14 protein-coding genes are annotated in these 13,715 nt (G+C 72.3%); 7 read left to right on the top strand and 7 right to left on the bottom strand.

Features of this window, described 5'->3' with window-relative positions:
- The first annotated feature begins 432 nt into the window (after positions 1–432).
- Entirely contained in the window at positions 433–765 is a 333-nt protein-coding gene (locus ACFWI8_RS28365; protein ID WP_387097184.1) for a glyoxalase superfamily protein, read from the top strand.
- Between the two features lie 103 nt (positions 766–868).
- Here the strand turns inward: ACFWI8_RS28365 and ACFWI8_RS28360 are convergent, their stop codons facing one another.
- Positions 869–1,285 carry a VOC family protein gene (locus tag ACFWI8_RS28360; RefSeq protein ID WP_311600979.1) on the bottom strand — a complete coding sequence of 139 codons (417 nt, stop codon included), beginning with the start codon at positions 1,283–1,285 and terminating at the stop codon, positions 869–871.
- 10 nt (positions 1,286–1,295) lie between these two features.
- Positions 1,296–1,670 carry a helix-turn-helix transcriptional regulator gene (locus ACFWI8_RS28355; RefSeq protein ID WP_387097266.1) on the bottom strand — a complete coding sequence of 125 codons (375 nt, stop codon included), beginning with the start codon at positions 1,668–1,670 and terminating at the stop codon, positions 1,296–1,298.
- Between the two features lie 151 nt (positions 1,671–1,821).
- Between ACFWI8_RS28355 and ACFWI8_RS28350 the strand changes: the two genes are divergently transcribed.
- The 3 genes from ACFWI8_RS28350 (at position 1,822) to ACFWI8_RS28340 (ending at position 5,397) form a co-directional block, all read left to right on the top strand.
- Entirely contained in the window at positions 1,822–2,232 is a 411-nt protein-coding gene (locus ACFWI8_RS28350) for a VOC family protein (protein WP_387097182.1), read from the top strand.
- A 145-nt stretch (positions 2,233–2,377) separates the two neighbouring features.
- Complete coding sequence (locus tag ACFWI8_RS28345) at positions 2,378–4,768, top strand: ATP-binding cassette domain-containing protein (protein WP_387097180.1); 2,391 nt, start codon at positions 2,378–2,380, stop codon at positions 4,766–4,768.
- A gap of 47 nt (positions 4,769–4,815) precedes the next feature.
- Entirely contained in the window at positions 4,816–5,397 is a 582-nt protein-coding gene (locus tag ACFWI8_RS28340; protein ID WP_387097177.1) for a sugar O-acetyltransferase, read from the top strand.
- Between the two features lie 27 nt (positions 5,398–5,424).
- Here the strand turns inward: ACFWI8_RS28340 and ACFWI8_RS28335 are convergent, their stop codons facing one another.
- Entirely contained in the window at positions 5,425–6,378 is a 954-nt protein-coding gene (locus ACFWI8_RS28335; protein WP_387097174.1) for an NAD-dependent epimerase/dehydratase family protein, read from the bottom strand.
- A gap of 143 nt (positions 6,379–6,521) precedes the next feature.
- On the opposite strand from ACFWI8_RS28335, the gene ACFWI8_RS28330 reads away from it, so the two are divergent.
- Positions 6,522–7,262 (top strand): TetR/AcrR family transcriptional regulator, encoded by a 741-nt coding sequence (locus ACFWI8_RS28330; RefSeq protein ID WP_387097173.1) that lies wholly within the window; start codon positions 6,522–6,524, stop codon positions 7,260–7,262.
- Between the two features lie 19 nt (positions 7,263–7,281).
- On the opposite strand, the gene ACFWI8_RS28325 is transcribed toward ACFWI8_RS28330, so the two are convergent.
- Together ACFWI8_RS28325 and ACFWI8_RS28320 are read right to left on the bottom strand one after the other, a co-directional pair.
- Positions 7,282–7,977, bottom strand: a complete 696-nt coding sequence (locus ACFWI8_RS28325; RefSeq protein WP_387097172.1) for a response regulator — start codon at positions 7,975–7,977, stop codon at positions 7,282–7,284.
- Positions 7,974–9,149 carry a sensor histidine kinase gene (locus ACFWI8_RS28320; protein WP_387097170.1) on the bottom strand — a complete coding sequence of 392 codons (1,176 nt, stop codon included), beginning with the start codon at positions 9,147–9,149 and terminating at the stop codon, positions 7,974–7,976. The genes ACFWI8_RS28325 and ACFWI8_RS28320 overlap by 4 nt, the downstream gene beginning before the upstream one ends.
- 148 nt (positions 9,150–9,297) lie before the next feature.
- On the opposite strand from ACFWI8_RS28320, the gene ACFWI8_RS28315 reads away from it, so the two are divergent.
- Entirely contained in the window at positions 9,298–9,528 is a 231-nt protein-coding gene (locus ACFWI8_RS28315) for a hypothetical protein (protein ID WP_387097168.1), read from the top strand.
- A gap of 57 nt (positions 9,529–9,585) precedes the next feature.
- A complete protein-coding gene (locus tag ACFWI8_RS28310; RefSeq protein WP_387097165.1) occupies positions 9,586–10,230 on the top strand; it encodes an NADAR family protein in 645 nt (214 codons plus the stop codon).
- A gap of 87 nt (positions 10,231–10,317) precedes the next feature.
- Here the strand turns inward: ACFWI8_RS28310 and ACFWI8_RS28305 are convergent, their stop codons facing one another.
- On the bottom strand, positions 10,318–10,905 hold the full coding sequence (locus ACFWI8_RS28305; protein ID WP_387097162.1) for a TetR/AcrR family transcriptional regulator: 588 nt from the start codon (positions 10,903–10,905) through the stop codon (positions 10,318–10,320).
- Between the two features lie 32 nt (positions 10,906–10,937).
- A partial coding sequence (gene dnaE / locus ACFWI8_RS28300) for a DNA polymerase III subunit alpha (protein WP_387097159.1) occupies positions 10,938–13,715 on the bottom strand: 2,778 nt, incomplete at its 5' end.

The raw sequence follows: 13,715 nt of genomic DNA, 5'->3' as shown, positions 1-13,715 counted from the left end.
ACGGGCTTGCCGGCGGGCAGGGCCGATCCCGGGGTGAATCGATTCATAAGCGGGATGTGGCGCGCGGCTCGTGAAACGTTCATCGGGATGGCGCGCGCCCGGCGGCAAGCGCTTGCTGATCGTGCGCCCAGAGTGTTCCCGGCGGGCTTGGCGGGAGTCAAGGGGTGTGACGGTGTGATGAGTTGGGCCCGTCACGCGGCTGGCGGCGCGGGCCTGGTCGGCGGCAGGCTCGTGCGGGGGGCGCTGGCACTGACCCCGGCGGCGCCCCACGCGACGCGTGGTGATCGGGTACGGCGACGATTCGGCGCACGAACCGTCCGGCATGATGCGGGCGAACCCCGCCACGGTCACGGTGGACCCGACGCGTCGTGCGGTGGGCGCCCGTGCGCCGGGTTCGCGGCGACTGTCAGTGGGCGGTGGGACGATCGCCGGATGACAGAGGAGATCATCCCGATCCTGCGGGTGGGGGACGCCGCCGCGGCGGTCGCCTGGTATGCGCGGCTCGGCTTCGTCCAGCAGTGGGAGCACCGCTTCGAGCCCGGCCTTCCCGTGTTCACGGAGGTCGCGCGCGGTGCGGTGCGGCTCTTCCTCTCCGAGCACGAGGGGGACGCGCGCCCCGACACCCTGGTCTACCTGCGGGTGCGCGATCTGGACGAGGTCGCGGCGGAGTTCGGCGTCCGGCCGGAGGAGGCGCCGTGGGGGCGTGAGATCGAGCTGCGCGATCCGGACGGGAACCGGCTGCGGATCGGCACGCCGAGCGGTTGAGCGGTCGCCTGGCCGGCGCGGCTCATGCCGTCGCCCGTCGCCCGTCGCCCGTCGCCCGTCGCCCGTGGCGCGGGCCCGGGTGGGTGCCCGGGCCCGCGGGGGGTCACTTCTTCAGTGGCTGGTTGAAGCGCAGCATGTTGCCCGCCGGGTCCCGGAAGGAGCAGTCGCGGACGCCGTAGGGCTGGTCCGTGGGCTCCTGCAGCACCTCCGCGCCCGAGGCGCTGACGCGCTCGAAGAGGGCGTCGCAGTCGTCCGTGGAGAAGATGACGCCGCGCAGCAGGCCCTTGGCCATCAGCTCCGCCATGGCCTGCTTGTCGGCCGGCGAGGTGTTCGGGTCGGCGGCCGGCGGTTCCAGCACGATGTTCACGTCCGGTTGGGAGGGCGCCCCGACGGTCACCCAGCGCATGCCCTCGAAGCCGACGTCGTTGCGGACCTCCAGGCCGAGGACGTCGCGGTAGAAGGCGATCGCCTTGTCGTGGTCGTCGACGGCGATGAAGCATTGGGAAAGGCTGATGTTCATAGTGATCACGCTACGGCTGGGGGGCGGCGCTCGCTTCTCCGTTCCTGACCGGTCGGGTGTGGATCTTGGCGATGCACGCCGGAATGGCCGCGCCGTGATCATGGTCCCGGGCCCGGTAGGCGCTCGGGCTCTCGCCGACCAGCTGGGTGAAGCGCGTGCTGAAGGAGCCGAGCGACGTACAGCCGACCGCGAAGCAGACCTCGGTCACCGAGAGGTCGCCGCGCCGCAGCAGCGCCTTGGCCCGCTCGATGCGGCGGGTCATCAGGTAGCTGTAGGGCGTCTCGCCGTAGGCGGCGCGGAAGCTGCGGGCGAAGTGGCCGGTCGACATCAGGGCCTCGCGCGCCAGCGCCGGGACGTCCAGCGGCTGGGCGTAGTCGCGGTCCATCCGGTCGCGGGCCCGCCGCAGCCGGACGAGGTCGTCGAGGTCCTGCCGTCTCACCCGGTCAGTCTGCCACGGCGGGCTTCCATGATGGGCGGCCGGAACCGATCAGGAATGAAGAAGCACCGGTCAGAGACGTGTACCTAGTGTTCGAGCCATGGACATAACCATTCACTGGACCTTCCTCCCGCACGACGACCCCGAGGCGTCCCTGGCCTTCTACCGCGACACCCTCGGCTTCGAGGTCCGCAACGACGTCGGCAGCGGCACGATGCGCTGGATCACCGTCGGCCCCGCCGGTCAGTCCGGCACCGCGCTCGTCCTCGAGCCGCCGGCCATGGACCCCGGCATCACCGAGGAGGAGCGGCGCACCCTCGTCGAGATGATGGCCAAGGGCAGCTACGGCCGCATCACCCTGGCCACCACCGACCTGGACGCCACCTTCGCGCGGGTGCGGGACAGCGGCGCCGACGTCGTGCAGGAGCCGACCGACCAGCCCTACGGGTTCCGCGACTGCGCCTTCCGCGACCCCGCGGGCAACATGATCCGTTTCAACGAGGTCCGCTGAACCACCGTCGTGCCGACGAAGGTGAATCAGACATACTGCACGACGCCGGTCGGATTCAGCCAGGCGACGCCGAGACCACGACCGCGAGGGCGGCCCTCGCACGACCCGGATCCCCGACCCGGATCCCGACACCATGGAGAACACGATGAGCAAGGCCACGGGGAAGGACGCGCCCGCGCCGCACGCCGCCGACAGCCACGATCTGATCCGCGTGCACGGCGCGCGCCAGAACAACCTCAAGGATGTCAGCATCGAGATCCCGAAGCGCCGGCTCACGGTGTTCACCGGCGTCTCGGGCTCCGGCAAGAGCTCCCTGGTCTTCGGCACCATCGCCGGCGAGTCGCAGCGGCTGATCAACGAGACCTACAGCGCCTTCGTCCAGGGCTTCATGCCGACCCTGGCCCGGCCCGAGGTCGACGTGCTCGACGGCCTGACCACCGCCATCGTCGTCGACCAGCAGCGGCTGGGCGCCGACCCCCGTTCCACGGTCGGCACCGTCACCGACGCCAACGCGATGCTGCGCGTCCTCTTCAGCCGGCTCGGGCAGCCGCGCATCGGGCCGCCCAGCGCGTACTCCTTCAACACCGCCTCGGTCCGGGCGAGCGGCGCGATCACGGTCGAGCGCGGCGCCAAGAAGGCCGTGAAGGCGACCTACTCCCGCACCGGCGGCATGTGCACGCGCTGCGAGGGGCGCGGCGCCGTGTCCGACATCGACCTCACCCAGCTCTACGACGACTCCAAGTCGCTCGCCGAGGGCGCGTTCACCATCCCGGGCTGGAAGTCGGACAGCTTCTTCACCGTGCGGGTCTACGCGGAGTCCGGCTTCGTCGACCCGAACAAGCCGATCCGCGAGTTCACCGAGCGGGAGATGGCGGACTTCCTCTACCGGGAGCCGACCAAGGTGAAGGTGGAGGGTGTCAACCTCACCTACGAGGGGCTGATCCCCAAGATCCAGAAGTCGTTCCTGTCCAAGGACAAAGAGGCGATGCAGCCGCACATCCGGGCGTTCGTGGACCGGGCGGTCACCTTCACCGAGTGCCCCGAGTGCGGCGGCACCCGGCTCAGCGAGGCGGCCCGGTCGTCGAAGATCGAGGGGACCAGCATCGCCGACGCGTGCGCCATGCAGATCAGCGACCTGGCCGAGTGGGTCCGCGGCCTCGACGAGCCCAACGTCGCGCCGCTGCTCACCGCGCTGGGCAGGACCCTGGACTCGTTCGTGGAGATCGGCCTCGGCTACCTGTCGCTGAACCGCTCATCCGGCACGCTCTCCGGCGGTGAGGCGCAGCGCGTCAAGATGGTCCGGCACCTGGGTTCCTCGCTGACCGACGTGACCTACGTCTTCGACGAGCCGACCATCGGCCTGCACCCGCACGACATCCAGCGGATGAACGACCTGCTGCTGCGGCTTCGGGACAAGGGCAACACGGTGCTCGTGGTGGAGCACAAGCCCGAGGTCATCGCCATCGCCGACCACGTCGTCGACCTGGGCCCGGGCGCCGGCGCGGCCGGCGGCACCGTGTGCTTCGAGGGCACCGTCGAGGGGCTGCGGGCCGGCGACACCATCACCGGCCGCCACCTCGACGACCGGGCCGCCGTCAAGGAGACGGTGCGCCGGCCGACCGGCACGCTGCCGATCCGCGGCGCCACCACGAACAACCTGCGCGACGTCGACGTGGACATCCCGCTCGGGGTGCTCACCGTCGTCACCGGCGTCGCCGGCTCGGGCAAGAGCTCGCTGCTGCACGGATCGCTGGCCGGGCGCCCGGGTGAGGGGGTGGTGGCGATCGACCAGGCCCCGATCCGTGGCTCGCGGCGGAGCAACCCGGCGACCTACACCGGACTGCTCGACCCGATCCGCAAGGCCTTCGCGAAGGCCAACGGCGTGAAGCCGGCGTTGTTCAGCGCCAACTCCGAGGGCGCCTGCCCCAACTGCAACGGCGCCGGGGTCGTCTACACCGACCTGGCGATGATGGCCGGCGTCGCGACCCCCTGCGAGGAGTGCGAGGGCAAGCGGTTCCAGGCGGCGGTGCTCGAACACCACCTCGGTGGCCGGGACATCAGCGAGGTGCTCGCCATGTCGGTGGCCGAGGCCGAGGAGTTCTTCGGCGCCGGCGAGGCGCGCACCCCGGCCGCGCACGCCGTGCTCGGCCGGCTCGTCGACGTCGGGCTCGGCTACCTGACGCTCGGCCAGCCGCTCACCACGCTCTCCGGCGGCGAGCGGCAGCGGCTCAAGCTGGCCACCCACATGGCGGAGAAGGGCGGCGTCTACCTCCTGGACGAGCCGACCACCGGCCTCCACCTGGCCGACGTCGAGCAACTGCTCGGCCTGCTCGACCGGCTCGTGGACTCCGGCAAGTCCGTCATCGTGATCGAGCACCACCAGGCGGTCATGGCGCACGCCGACTGGATCATCGACCTCGGCCCCGGCGCCGGCCACGACGGCGGCCGGATCGTCTTCGAGGGCACCCCCGCCGACCTCGTCGCCGCCCGTTCCACCCTCACCGGCCAGCATCTGGCGGCCTATGTCGGTGCCTGACGCCCGGGCGGGCGGCGAGCGGCCCGCCGGGGCGTACGATCGTACACATGGTCAAGGAGCACTTCGCGGGCGATCCGCGCACGCACCTGGAGCGGATGCTCGCGGGTGACCTCTACATCGCCGACGACCCGGAGATCGGCAGGCGGCTGCGGCACGCCATGCGGCTCGCCGCCCGCTACCAGGCGGCCTGCGTCGAGGACCCGGACTCCGCCCGCGCCCTCCTGGTCGAGCTGCTCGGCTCGCTCGGCGAGGGCGCGGAGGTGCGGCCCCCGCTGTACGTCGACTACGGCAGCAACATCAGCATCGGGGCCCGCACCTTCGTCAACTACAACCTGACCGCGCTGGACGTCGCCCGGATCACCATCGGGGAGGACTGCCAGATCGGCCCCAACGTCCAACTGCTCACCCCGACGCACCCGTTGGAGCCCGAGCCGCGCCGCGACAAGCTGGAGGCCGCGCGCCCCATCACCATCGGCGACAACGTCTGGCTCGGCGGCGGGGCGATCGTGCTCGCCGGCGTGACCATCGGCGACAACTCCGTGATCGGCGCCGGCGCGGTGGTCACCAGGGACGTCCCGGCCGACGTCGTCGCGGTCGGCAACCCCGCCCGCCCCGTCCGCGAGCTCTGACGAACGAGGCTTCCGGCGTCGCCCCGATCAGGGACGGTCCGGCGCGGCCGAGCCCGTGCCGGACCCAGGCAGGGCCCGGACGGTCTCGGCCAGGGAGTCCTCGATCGGCGTCGGGGTGAGGCCGAAGGTCTCGGTCGCGGCGGTGGAGTCGAGGACGAAGGGCCCTCTGAACTGGTACTGGGTCTCGCGCAGTTCGCGGACCAGGGGGTCGAACAGGCCGCCGAGCCACAGCACCGGGCGCGGCATGGTGGCCAGCCGGGGGGCGGGGGCGCCGGCGATGTCGCAGGCGAGCGAGGTGAGTTGGCGGATGGAACGCGGCGGGGCGCTCGGCACGTGCCAGGGGCGGCCCCAGGCGCGCTCGTCGCCGGCGGCCGCGACCAGGATGCGGGCGACGTCGCCGACGTAGGTCCAGCTGTGCGGGGCGTCGAGGTCGGCGGGGACCCGGGCCCGGCGGCCGGCAAGGGCCGCGGGGAGCGCGGCGGCGGTCAGCATCGAGAGGGTGCCGGCGCCCAGGTAGTCGGCGCCGCGCACCTCGGTGGCTCGGACAAGGCCAGCCTCGTGTGCGGCCAGCGCCTCCTGCCACAGGCGGGCCCTCAGCCGGCCCTTGACGCCCGTCGCGCGCAGCGGGGCCGCTTCCGTGACGGCGCCGTCGAACGGGCCGTACCCGTAGAGGTTCGAGGCGGTGACCAGCACCGCGCCGGAGGACTCGGCGGCGCCGAGCACGGCGGCGGCCAGCGGCGGCCACTCCTCGGCCCAGCGGTGGTAGGGCGGAGCGGCGCAGTTGTAGAGGGCCGTCGCCCCCTCGGTGAGCTCCGCGAGCCGGGCGGCGTCGGTGGCGTCCGCGGCGACCCGCTCGATCTCCGGGTGCTCGGGGCCCGTGCCACGCCGCGTCACCAGGCGTACCCGCTCGCCGCGTTCGGCGAGGAGAAGGGCGGTGGCCGTGCCGACCGGGCCGGCTCCGACGATCACGTGCTGGGGCATGACGTTGACCTCCTGGTACGCCGTTCTGTTTCGAGAACGGTGTTCTCTATGTAGGGGTAACCGTACACACGGGAATCCTGCCGCGCAAGAACAGTGTTCTCGAATCGCTCCCCCGTTCTCCTCGCGTGCCATAATCCGGTGTCATGCCAGGAAGAACACTCCGCCAACGCGTGCGTGCCGAGATCACCGAGGAGATCCTGGCGGTCGCCCGCCGGCATCTGGCCTCCGAGGGGGCCAATCTCTCCCTGCGCGCCGTGGCCCGCGACACCGGGCTGGTGCCGTCGGCGCTTTACCGCTACTTCGACAGCCGGGACGCGCTGCTCAGTGCCCTGATCACCGAGGCGTACGAGGCGCTGGCCGGCGCGGTGGACGCCGCTGTCGCCGCCTCGCCGACAGCGGGCCAGGCCGAGCGCTGGCTCGCCCTCTGCCACGCCGTGCGCACCTGGGCGCTCGCGCACCCGGCCGAGTACGCCCTGATCTACGGCAGTCCGGTGCCCGGTTACGCCGCGCCGCGGGAGACGGTGGGACCGGCCGCCCGGATCCTGCTCACGCTCGCCGGCATCCTGTTCGCCAGCGCGTCCGGCGGCGGCCGCCAGGCCGTGCCCGAGCGGCCGCTGCCGCCCGCGATGCGGGAGGACGTACGGCGGCTGATGGGCTACTGGCCCACCGAGCCCCCCGAACTGCCCGTGCCGCCGGACGGGGTGCTCGCCATGGCGCTGACCCTGTGGACGCAGCTCTTCGGCCTGGTCACCTTCGAGTGCTTCGGCCGGCTCGACGGCATGATCGACGCCCGCCACGAGTACTTCGACCACCAGGTGCGGGTCATGGCCGACCTGGCCGGCCTGGGCCTGCCCGACCCCGCCGGCCCACCGCGGGAGACCTGACGCCGTCGCGGGGCGACCGCTACCGCGCCCGGCCGTCCTGACCACGACGCCCCGCGGGAGGGTTCCGCGGGTGCGCGTCGTGGACCAACAGGGCTATCTGGACTCGGTTGTTGAGGCCGAGTCGGGTGAGGATCCGGGACACGTGGCTCTTCACCGTCGGGACGGCCAGGTGGAGTTCGCGGGCGATCTCCGCGTTGGAACGGCCGCGGCCGACCGCCTCGGCGACCTCGCGTTCGCGCTCGCCGAGCAGCGCCAGCCTCGCGCGCGCCGTGGCGGCCAGGACGTCGTGGCCGGTGCCGCCCGTGACCTGGTCGATGAGCTGCCGGGTGACGGCCGGCGAGAGCACCGGGTCGCCGGCGGCCACCGTGCGGATGGCGGTCGCGATCTCGCCCGGCGGGGTGTCCTTGAGCAGGAAGCCGGCGGCGCCGGCGCGCAGCGCCCGCACCACGTGCCCGTCGGTGTGGAAGGTGGTCAGGACCAGCACCTCGGGCGCCTCCGGACGGGCGCGCAGCGCCTCGGTCGCGGTCAGCCCGTCGACGCCGGGCATCCGGATGTCCATCAGCACCACGTCGGGGCGGTGCGCGGCGACCAGCGCCGCCACCTCGGCGCCGTCCGCGGCCTCCGCGACGACCTCGACGTCAGGGGCGCCGCCCAGCATCAGGCGCAGCCCGGCTCGCACGATCGCGTCGTCGTCGACGAGCAGGACCCGGATCATCGGCCGCCCTCCTTCTCCGCCACCGCCGGCCAGGGTAGCCAGGCGCACACCAGAAACCCGCCCCCGGCCGGTCCCGCCCGCAGCTCGCCGCCGGCCAGTCTGGCGCGTTCGGTCAGCCCGAGCAGGCCATGACCGCCGCTCTCCCGGCGGGTCGGGGCTGCGGTGGGCGGCGCGGAGTTGGTGACCTCCACGGTGAGCCGGCCGGCCGGGCGGCCGGCCACCCGGATGGTGACGGCCGCGTCCGGCGCGTGCTTGCGGGCGTTGGTCAGGGCCTCCTGGACGATCCGGTAGGCGGTCCTGCCCACCAGGGGCGGCGGCGCGGGATCGGCCGGCGGTCCGATCAGCTCGATCGACCCGCCGGCGGTGCGGGCCTCGGCCACCAGCCGCGGCAGGTCGGCGAGTTCGGGCTGCGGACGGTCGCCGTTCGCCGGGTCGGTACGCAACACGCCGATGACCTGGCGTAGGTCGCGCAGTGCCAGGTGGGCGCTCGCCCTGATCACCCCGGCGGCCGTGGTGATCTCGTCCCGGCTGGCGCCGGTGTTGAACTCCAGCGCGCCGGCGTGCACGCTCAGCAGCGACAACCGGTGCCCCAACACGTCGTGCATCTCGCGGGCGATCTCCTCCCGCGCCTCCCGCCTGGCCCGCTCGGCCCGCAACTCGGCGTCCGCCTCGGCCAGTTCCGCGCGCTCGCGGAGCGAGGCGATCAACTGCCGGCGGGAGCGCCTGAAGAGCCCCCAGCCGATCGCGCCGGCCAGCAGCGCGAAGTAGGTGCCGGCCGAGGAGGCGCGGTCCTGGCTCAGCTCGGGCAGCTGCCAGAGCACGGCGGGGAGCGGGGCGAACGCCAGCGCCGCCACCCAGGCCGTCACGCGCCAGGGGCGGTTCGCGGCCACCGTGAACAGCGCCACCATGGCCGGACCCGTCAGGTAGTGCGCCTGGCTGCCGGCCAGCAGCAGCGCCACGGCCAACTGCGTGGGCCAGCGCCGCCGCAGCAGGACGGCCGCGCATCCGAGGCCGCCGACCAGCTGGTCGACGGCCCGCCAGGCGGGGCCGGGAGCGCCGTCGACCGGTATGGACTGCGAGCTGATCGCCGCGAAGCAGGCGGCGAAGAGCAGCAGCGCGAGGTCGGCGGCCCAGTCCCGGCGGGTGCGGTGGACGGGAGGCAGGCGGCGCATGCCTCGGCAATCTACGCGCGACGCGGCCGGTCCCGGCGGCCCGGGCGACGACGCGATACCAAAGGACGAGCGGAGACCTACCTTCGTCCTGGCGGGTCGGAACCGAAGCCGGACGCGCGGCGCGCCCCGGGGCTCGTAGCGTCGAGCCATGATGTCGACCGAATCCCGCAGGTCCCCGCTCGCCGTCGGGTCGGGCCTGCTCTGCTTCGTCCTGGTCGTCGGCGGCGCGAGCGGGCTGCTGAACGAGTGGCTTGGCTGGTTCCGCGTGTTCGGCTTCCTGCGCTTCCTGGCGCCCGAGGGCTACGAGGTGTACAGCTATGTCGTCATGATCGCGGTGGGGGCGGTGATCGGCGCGGCCGGCGAGCGGGCCGGCAGGTAGGGCGGCGCGGCGGGAATCCCCTGGCCGGCTGTCAGTGGTGGCTGGGAGTATCGGGGCATGGACACGGAGCGGGGGAGGAGCCCGGTCGAGGCGCGGAGCCGCGAGGAGTTGGCGGCGCTGGTCGGCTCGGGGGCGAGGGTGAGGTGGCTGATGTTCTGGCGGCATCGGCCGCCGGAGGCGGACGGCTCGGCGGGGCCAGGGGTGTTCAGCCAGTGGTGCCCCTCGCCCTTCGTGGTGGACGGGCAGGAATACGCCACCGCCGAGCACTGGATGATGGCCGGCAAGGCGCGGCTCTTCGACGACGCGCGCTCGGTGGAGCGGATCCTCGCGGCCCGGCATCCGGCCGAGGCCCAGAAGCTGGGGCGGCTGGTGCGCGGGTTCGACGAGCGGCGCTGGGCGGCGGCCCGCTTCGAACTCGTGGTCCGGGGGAACGTGGCGAAGTTCGGCCAGGACCCGGCCCTGCTCGCCTACCTGCTGGGGACGCGCGACCGGGTGCTGGTCGAGGCGAGTCCGCTGGACCGGATATGGGGCATCGGCCTGGCGGCGGACGACGACCGGGCGGTGGACCCGGCGTGCTGGCCCGGCACGAACCTGCTCGGCTTCGCCCTCATGGAGGCGAGGGCCAGGCTGGCCGTGGCGCGGGCCTTCCGGCGCGGCGTAGCCGGCGGCCCGGCCCCGGTCACCGCCGGGCGAAGTGGGTGACCACGACGCCGTTGTCGAAGGACTCGGCTCGTCGCGGGGGCGGTCGAGCGGATCGTGGGGGAGGGCTGAGCGACCGTCTGAAGAGGGCTAGTCGTCGGCCGCGTCGAGGCGTCGGGCGATGGCGCGCAGGCCGAGGGCCAGGTCGGCGGCGCTCGGGGCGCGGTCGGGGTCGACCAGCCACTGGTGGATGAGGCCGATGGTCAGGGCCATGTGGACCGAGCCGATGGCCCGCGCCTCCCGCTCTTCGCCGTCCGCCTCGGCGCCGACGCCGTGCAGTTCCTCCGCCATCCGGGGGCGGGACCGCTCCAGTGCCTCGGCGATCTGCCGGCGGATCTCCTCGGAGCGCTCGGCCTGGGCGTAGGCCTCCACGGCGGCGACCAGCATCGGCCGGTGCGTGGTGACCGACTCGATGATGTCCGACCACATCCGGTCGAGCCGCTCGGCGTCGCCCCCTTCGGCCGCCGGCTCGGGCCGCGGTACCGTGCGGTCGCCCCACTCGTGCAGCGCTTCGAGCAGGGCGGCGTTGAGCAGGGCCTCCTTCGAGCCGTAGTGGTAGTTGATGGTGCCGAGCGGGGCCTCGGCGGCCGCGGCGAGGTCGCGCGAGGTGATGCGGGCGTAGCCGCGCTCCGCCAGGAGGCGCCTGGCGCCGGCCATCAACCGCTCACGGTGTCCCATGCGGTCACCCTATCGCGGGCTTGAACGACCGTTCAGACGAGCCGTCGTACGGCTGCCGCCGCCTTGAGGTCCGCCCACAGTCCAGGGCCGGCCGCGACGCGCGGACCGAGCCTGAGCACCGTCGTCTTCTCCAGGCCCCGGACGTGGAGATGGACCTCCGTCGGGCCGGGGTGGGCCAACACGGCCTCCTTCAGGCGCCGCACCGAGGCCGGGGTGATCGCGGACTCCGCCATCTCGAGCCGGACCGGGGCGTCGGAGCCGGCGTGGCTCAGGTCGGGTACCTGGAGTTCCATGGCGACGAGGCGGGGGACGTCCTCGCGTTTGTCGAGGCGGCCCTTGACGAAGACGACGGCGTCCTCGACGAGTTGGGTGGAGACGAGTTGGTAGGTGGCGGGGAAGAACATGCAGTCGAGGGAGCCGCCGAGGTCCTCGACGGTGGCGATGGCCCAGGGGTTGCCCTGTTTGGTCATCTTCCGCTGGAGTCCGGAGATGATGCCGCCGATGGTGACCACCGCCCCGTCGGGGTGGTCGCCGCCGTTGAACGCCGAGATCGCCGCGTCCGCCTTCTCGTCCAGGATGTGCTCGATCCCGAACAACGGGTGGTCCGACACGTACAGACCCAACATCTCCCGCTCCTGCGCCAGGAGCCGGGGCTTGGGCCACTCGGCCTCCGCGAAGTGGACCGGCGGACCGAGCACCGGCGACGAGTCGGAGGACGCGGTGCCGACGCCCCCGAAGAGGTCGAACTGCCCCTCGGCCTCCCGCCGTTTGACCGCGACCGCCGCGTCGATCAGCGGCTCGAACCGCTCGGCGAGACCCCGCCGGGTGTGGCCGAGCTGGTCGAAGGCGCCCGCCTTGATCAGCGACTCGGTGGCCCGCTTGTTGCAGACCACGACCTCGGCCTTGTCGAGGTAGTCGGTGAAGTCGGCGTACTTCCCCCGTGAGTCGCGGGTGCGGATGATCGAGTCCACCACGTTCCGGCCCACGTTGCGGACGGCCGTCAGGCCGAAGCGGATCCGGTCGTCTCCGCTGGGTGTGAAGTCGGCGTCCGACTCGTTGACGTCCGGCGGCAGCACCCTGATGCCCATCCGGCGACACTCGTTGAGGTAGACGGCCATCTTGTCCTTGTCGTCCTTGACGGACGTCAGGACGCCGGCCATGTACTCGGCCGGATGGTTGGCCTTGAGATAGGCCGTCCAGTAGGAGACCAGGGCGTAGGCGGCGGCGTGTGCCTTGTTGTAGGCGTAGCCGGCGAACGGCACCAGGGTGTCCCACACGGCCTGGATCGCCTCGTCCGAGTAGCCCCGCTCCCGCGCGCCGCGCTGGAAGGTGACGAACTCCTTCGCCAGCACCTCGGGTTTCTTCTTGCCCATGGCGCGGCGGAGCAGGTCGGCCTGTCCGAGCGAGTAGCCGGCGAGCACCTGGGCCGCCTTCTGCACCTGCTCCTGGTAGACCACCAGACCGTAGGTGACGTCCAGGACGTCACGCAGTGGATCCGCCAACTCCGGGTGGATCGGGGTGATCTCCTGCTGGCCGTTCTTGCGGAGGGCGTAGTTGATGTGGCTGTTCATGCCCATCGGGCCCGGCCGGTACAGGGCGGTGACCGCCGTGATGTCCTCGAAGTGGGTCGGCTTCATCATGCGCAGCAGCGACCGCATCGCGCTGCCGTCGAACTGGAAGACGCCCAACGTGTCGCCGCGTCCCAGGAGTTCGAAGGTGGCGCGGTCGTCGAGCGGTAGTGCGAGCAGGTCGAGCCGGTCGCCGCCGGCGCGCTCGATCAGCGCGAGTGCCTCGTCCATGATCGTGAGGTTGCGCAGGCCGAGGAAGTCCATCTTCAGCAGACCGAGCGACTCACAGGTGGGGTAGTCCCACTGGGTGATGGTGACCCGGTCGGTGTGCCTGACCCAGACCGGGATGTGGTCGGTGACGGGCTCGCTGGACATGATGACGCCGGCCGCGTGCACTCCCATCTGCCGGACCAGGCCCTCCACGCCCCGCGCGGTGTCGATGACCTTCCTGACGTCCGGCTCGTTCTCGTACATCGACCTGACCTCGGCCGCCTCGGCGTAACGCGGGTGGTCCCTGTCGGTGATGCCGGAGAGCGGGATGCCCTTGCCGAGGACGTCGGCCGGCATGGCCTTGGTGATGCGGTCGCCCATCGCGTACGGGTAGCCGAGGACCCGGGTGGCGTCCTTGATGGCGTTCTTGGCCTTGATGGTGCCGTAGGTGCCGATCAGGCAGACCTTGTCGGCGCCGTACTTCTCGGTGACGTACCGGATGACCTCGCCGCGCCTGTGCTCGTCGAAGTCGATGTCGACGTCGGGCATGGAGACGCGCTCGGGGTTGAGGAACCGCTCGAAGATCAGCCCGTGCTCCAGCGGATCCAGGTCGGTGATGCCCATCGCGTAGGAGACCAGCGAACCGGCCGCCGAACCGCGCCCGGGACCGACCGCGATGCCCTGCGACTTGGCCCACATGATGAAGTCCGCGACCACGAGGAAGTAGCCGGGGAACCCCATCTGGATGATGACGTCCATCTCGTACTCGGCCTGGCGGCGGTGGCGTTCGGTGACGCCGCCCGGGTAGCGGCGGGCCATGCCGCGCGCGACCTCCTCGCGGAACCACGAGATCTCGGTGTGCCCCTCGGGCACGTCGAACCGCGGCATCAGGTCGCGCTTCTCGAACCAGCCCGTGGTGTCGACCCGTTGGGCGAGGAGCATGGTGTTGGCGCAGCCCTGCTGCCAGGCGTCCGAGGAGTCGATGGCGTACATCTCCTCGGGCGACTTCAGGTAGTAGCCCGTGCCGTCGAA

It is taken from the genome of Streptomyces sp. NPDC127098, assembly GCF_042722465.1.
Classification (GTDB): domain Bacteria; phylum Actinomycetota; class Actinomycetes; order Streptomycetales; family Streptomycetaceae; genus Streptomyces; species Streptomyces millisiae.
Note: the sequence above shows the minus strand (reverse complement) of the source record. Positions and strands in the feature narration are given on the sequence as shown.

Excerpts from the sequence above, each read along its gene's own strand:
- ACFWI8_RS28365 (WP_387097184.1), top strand. The coding sequence starts at position 433 with ATGACAGAGGAGATCATCCCGATCCTGCGGGTGGGGGACGCCGCCGCG.
- ACFWI8_RS28360 (WP_311600979.1), bottom strand. The coding sequence starts at position 1,285 with ATGAACATCAGCCTTTCCCAATGCTTCATCGCCGTCGACGACCACGAC.
- ACFWI8_RS28355 (WP_387097266.1), bottom strand. The coding sequence starts at position 1,670 with ATGGACCGCGACTACGCCCAGCCGCTGGACGTCCCGGCGCTGGCGCGC.
- ACFWI8_RS28350 (WP_387097182.1), top strand. The coding sequence starts at position 1,822 with ATGGACATAACCATTCACTGGACCTTCCTCCCGCACGACGACCCCGAG.
- ACFWI8_RS28345 (WP_387097180.1), top strand. The coding sequence starts at position 2,378 with ATGAGCAAGGCCACGGGGAAGGACGCGCCCGCGCCGCACGCCGCCGAC.
- ACFWI8_RS28340 (WP_387097177.1), top strand. The coding sequence starts at position 4,816 with ATGGTCAAGGAGCACTTCGCGGGCGATCCGCGCACGCACCTGGAGCGG.
- ACFWI8_RS28335 (WP_387097174.1), bottom strand. The coding sequence starts at position 6,378 with ATGCCCCAGCACGTGATCGTCGGAGCCGGCCCGGTCGGCACGGCCACC.
- ACFWI8_RS28330 (WP_387097173.1), top strand. The coding sequence starts at position 6,522 with ATGCCAGGAAGAACACTCCGCCAACGCGTGCGTGCCGAGATCACCGAG.
- ACFWI8_RS28325 (WP_387097172.1), bottom strand. The coding sequence starts at position 7,977 with ATGATCCGGGTCCTGCTCGTCGACGACGACGCGATCGTGCGAGCCGGG.
- ACFWI8_RS28320 (WP_387097170.1), bottom strand. The coding sequence starts at position 9,149 with ATGCGCCGCCTGCCTCCCGTCCACCGCACCCGCCGGGACTGGGCCGCC.
- ACFWI8_RS28315 (WP_387097168.1), top strand. The coding sequence starts at position 9,298 with ATGATGTCGACCGAATCCCGCAGGTCCCCGCTCGCCGTCGGGTCGGGC.
- ACFWI8_RS28310 (WP_387097165.1), top strand. The coding sequence starts at position 9,586 with ATGGACACGGAGCGGGGGAGGAGCCCGGTCGAGGCGCGGAGCCGCGAG.
- ACFWI8_RS28305 (WP_387097162.1), bottom strand. The coding sequence starts at position 10,905 with ATGGGACACCGTGAGCGGTTGATGGCCGGCGCCAGGCGCCTCCTGGCG.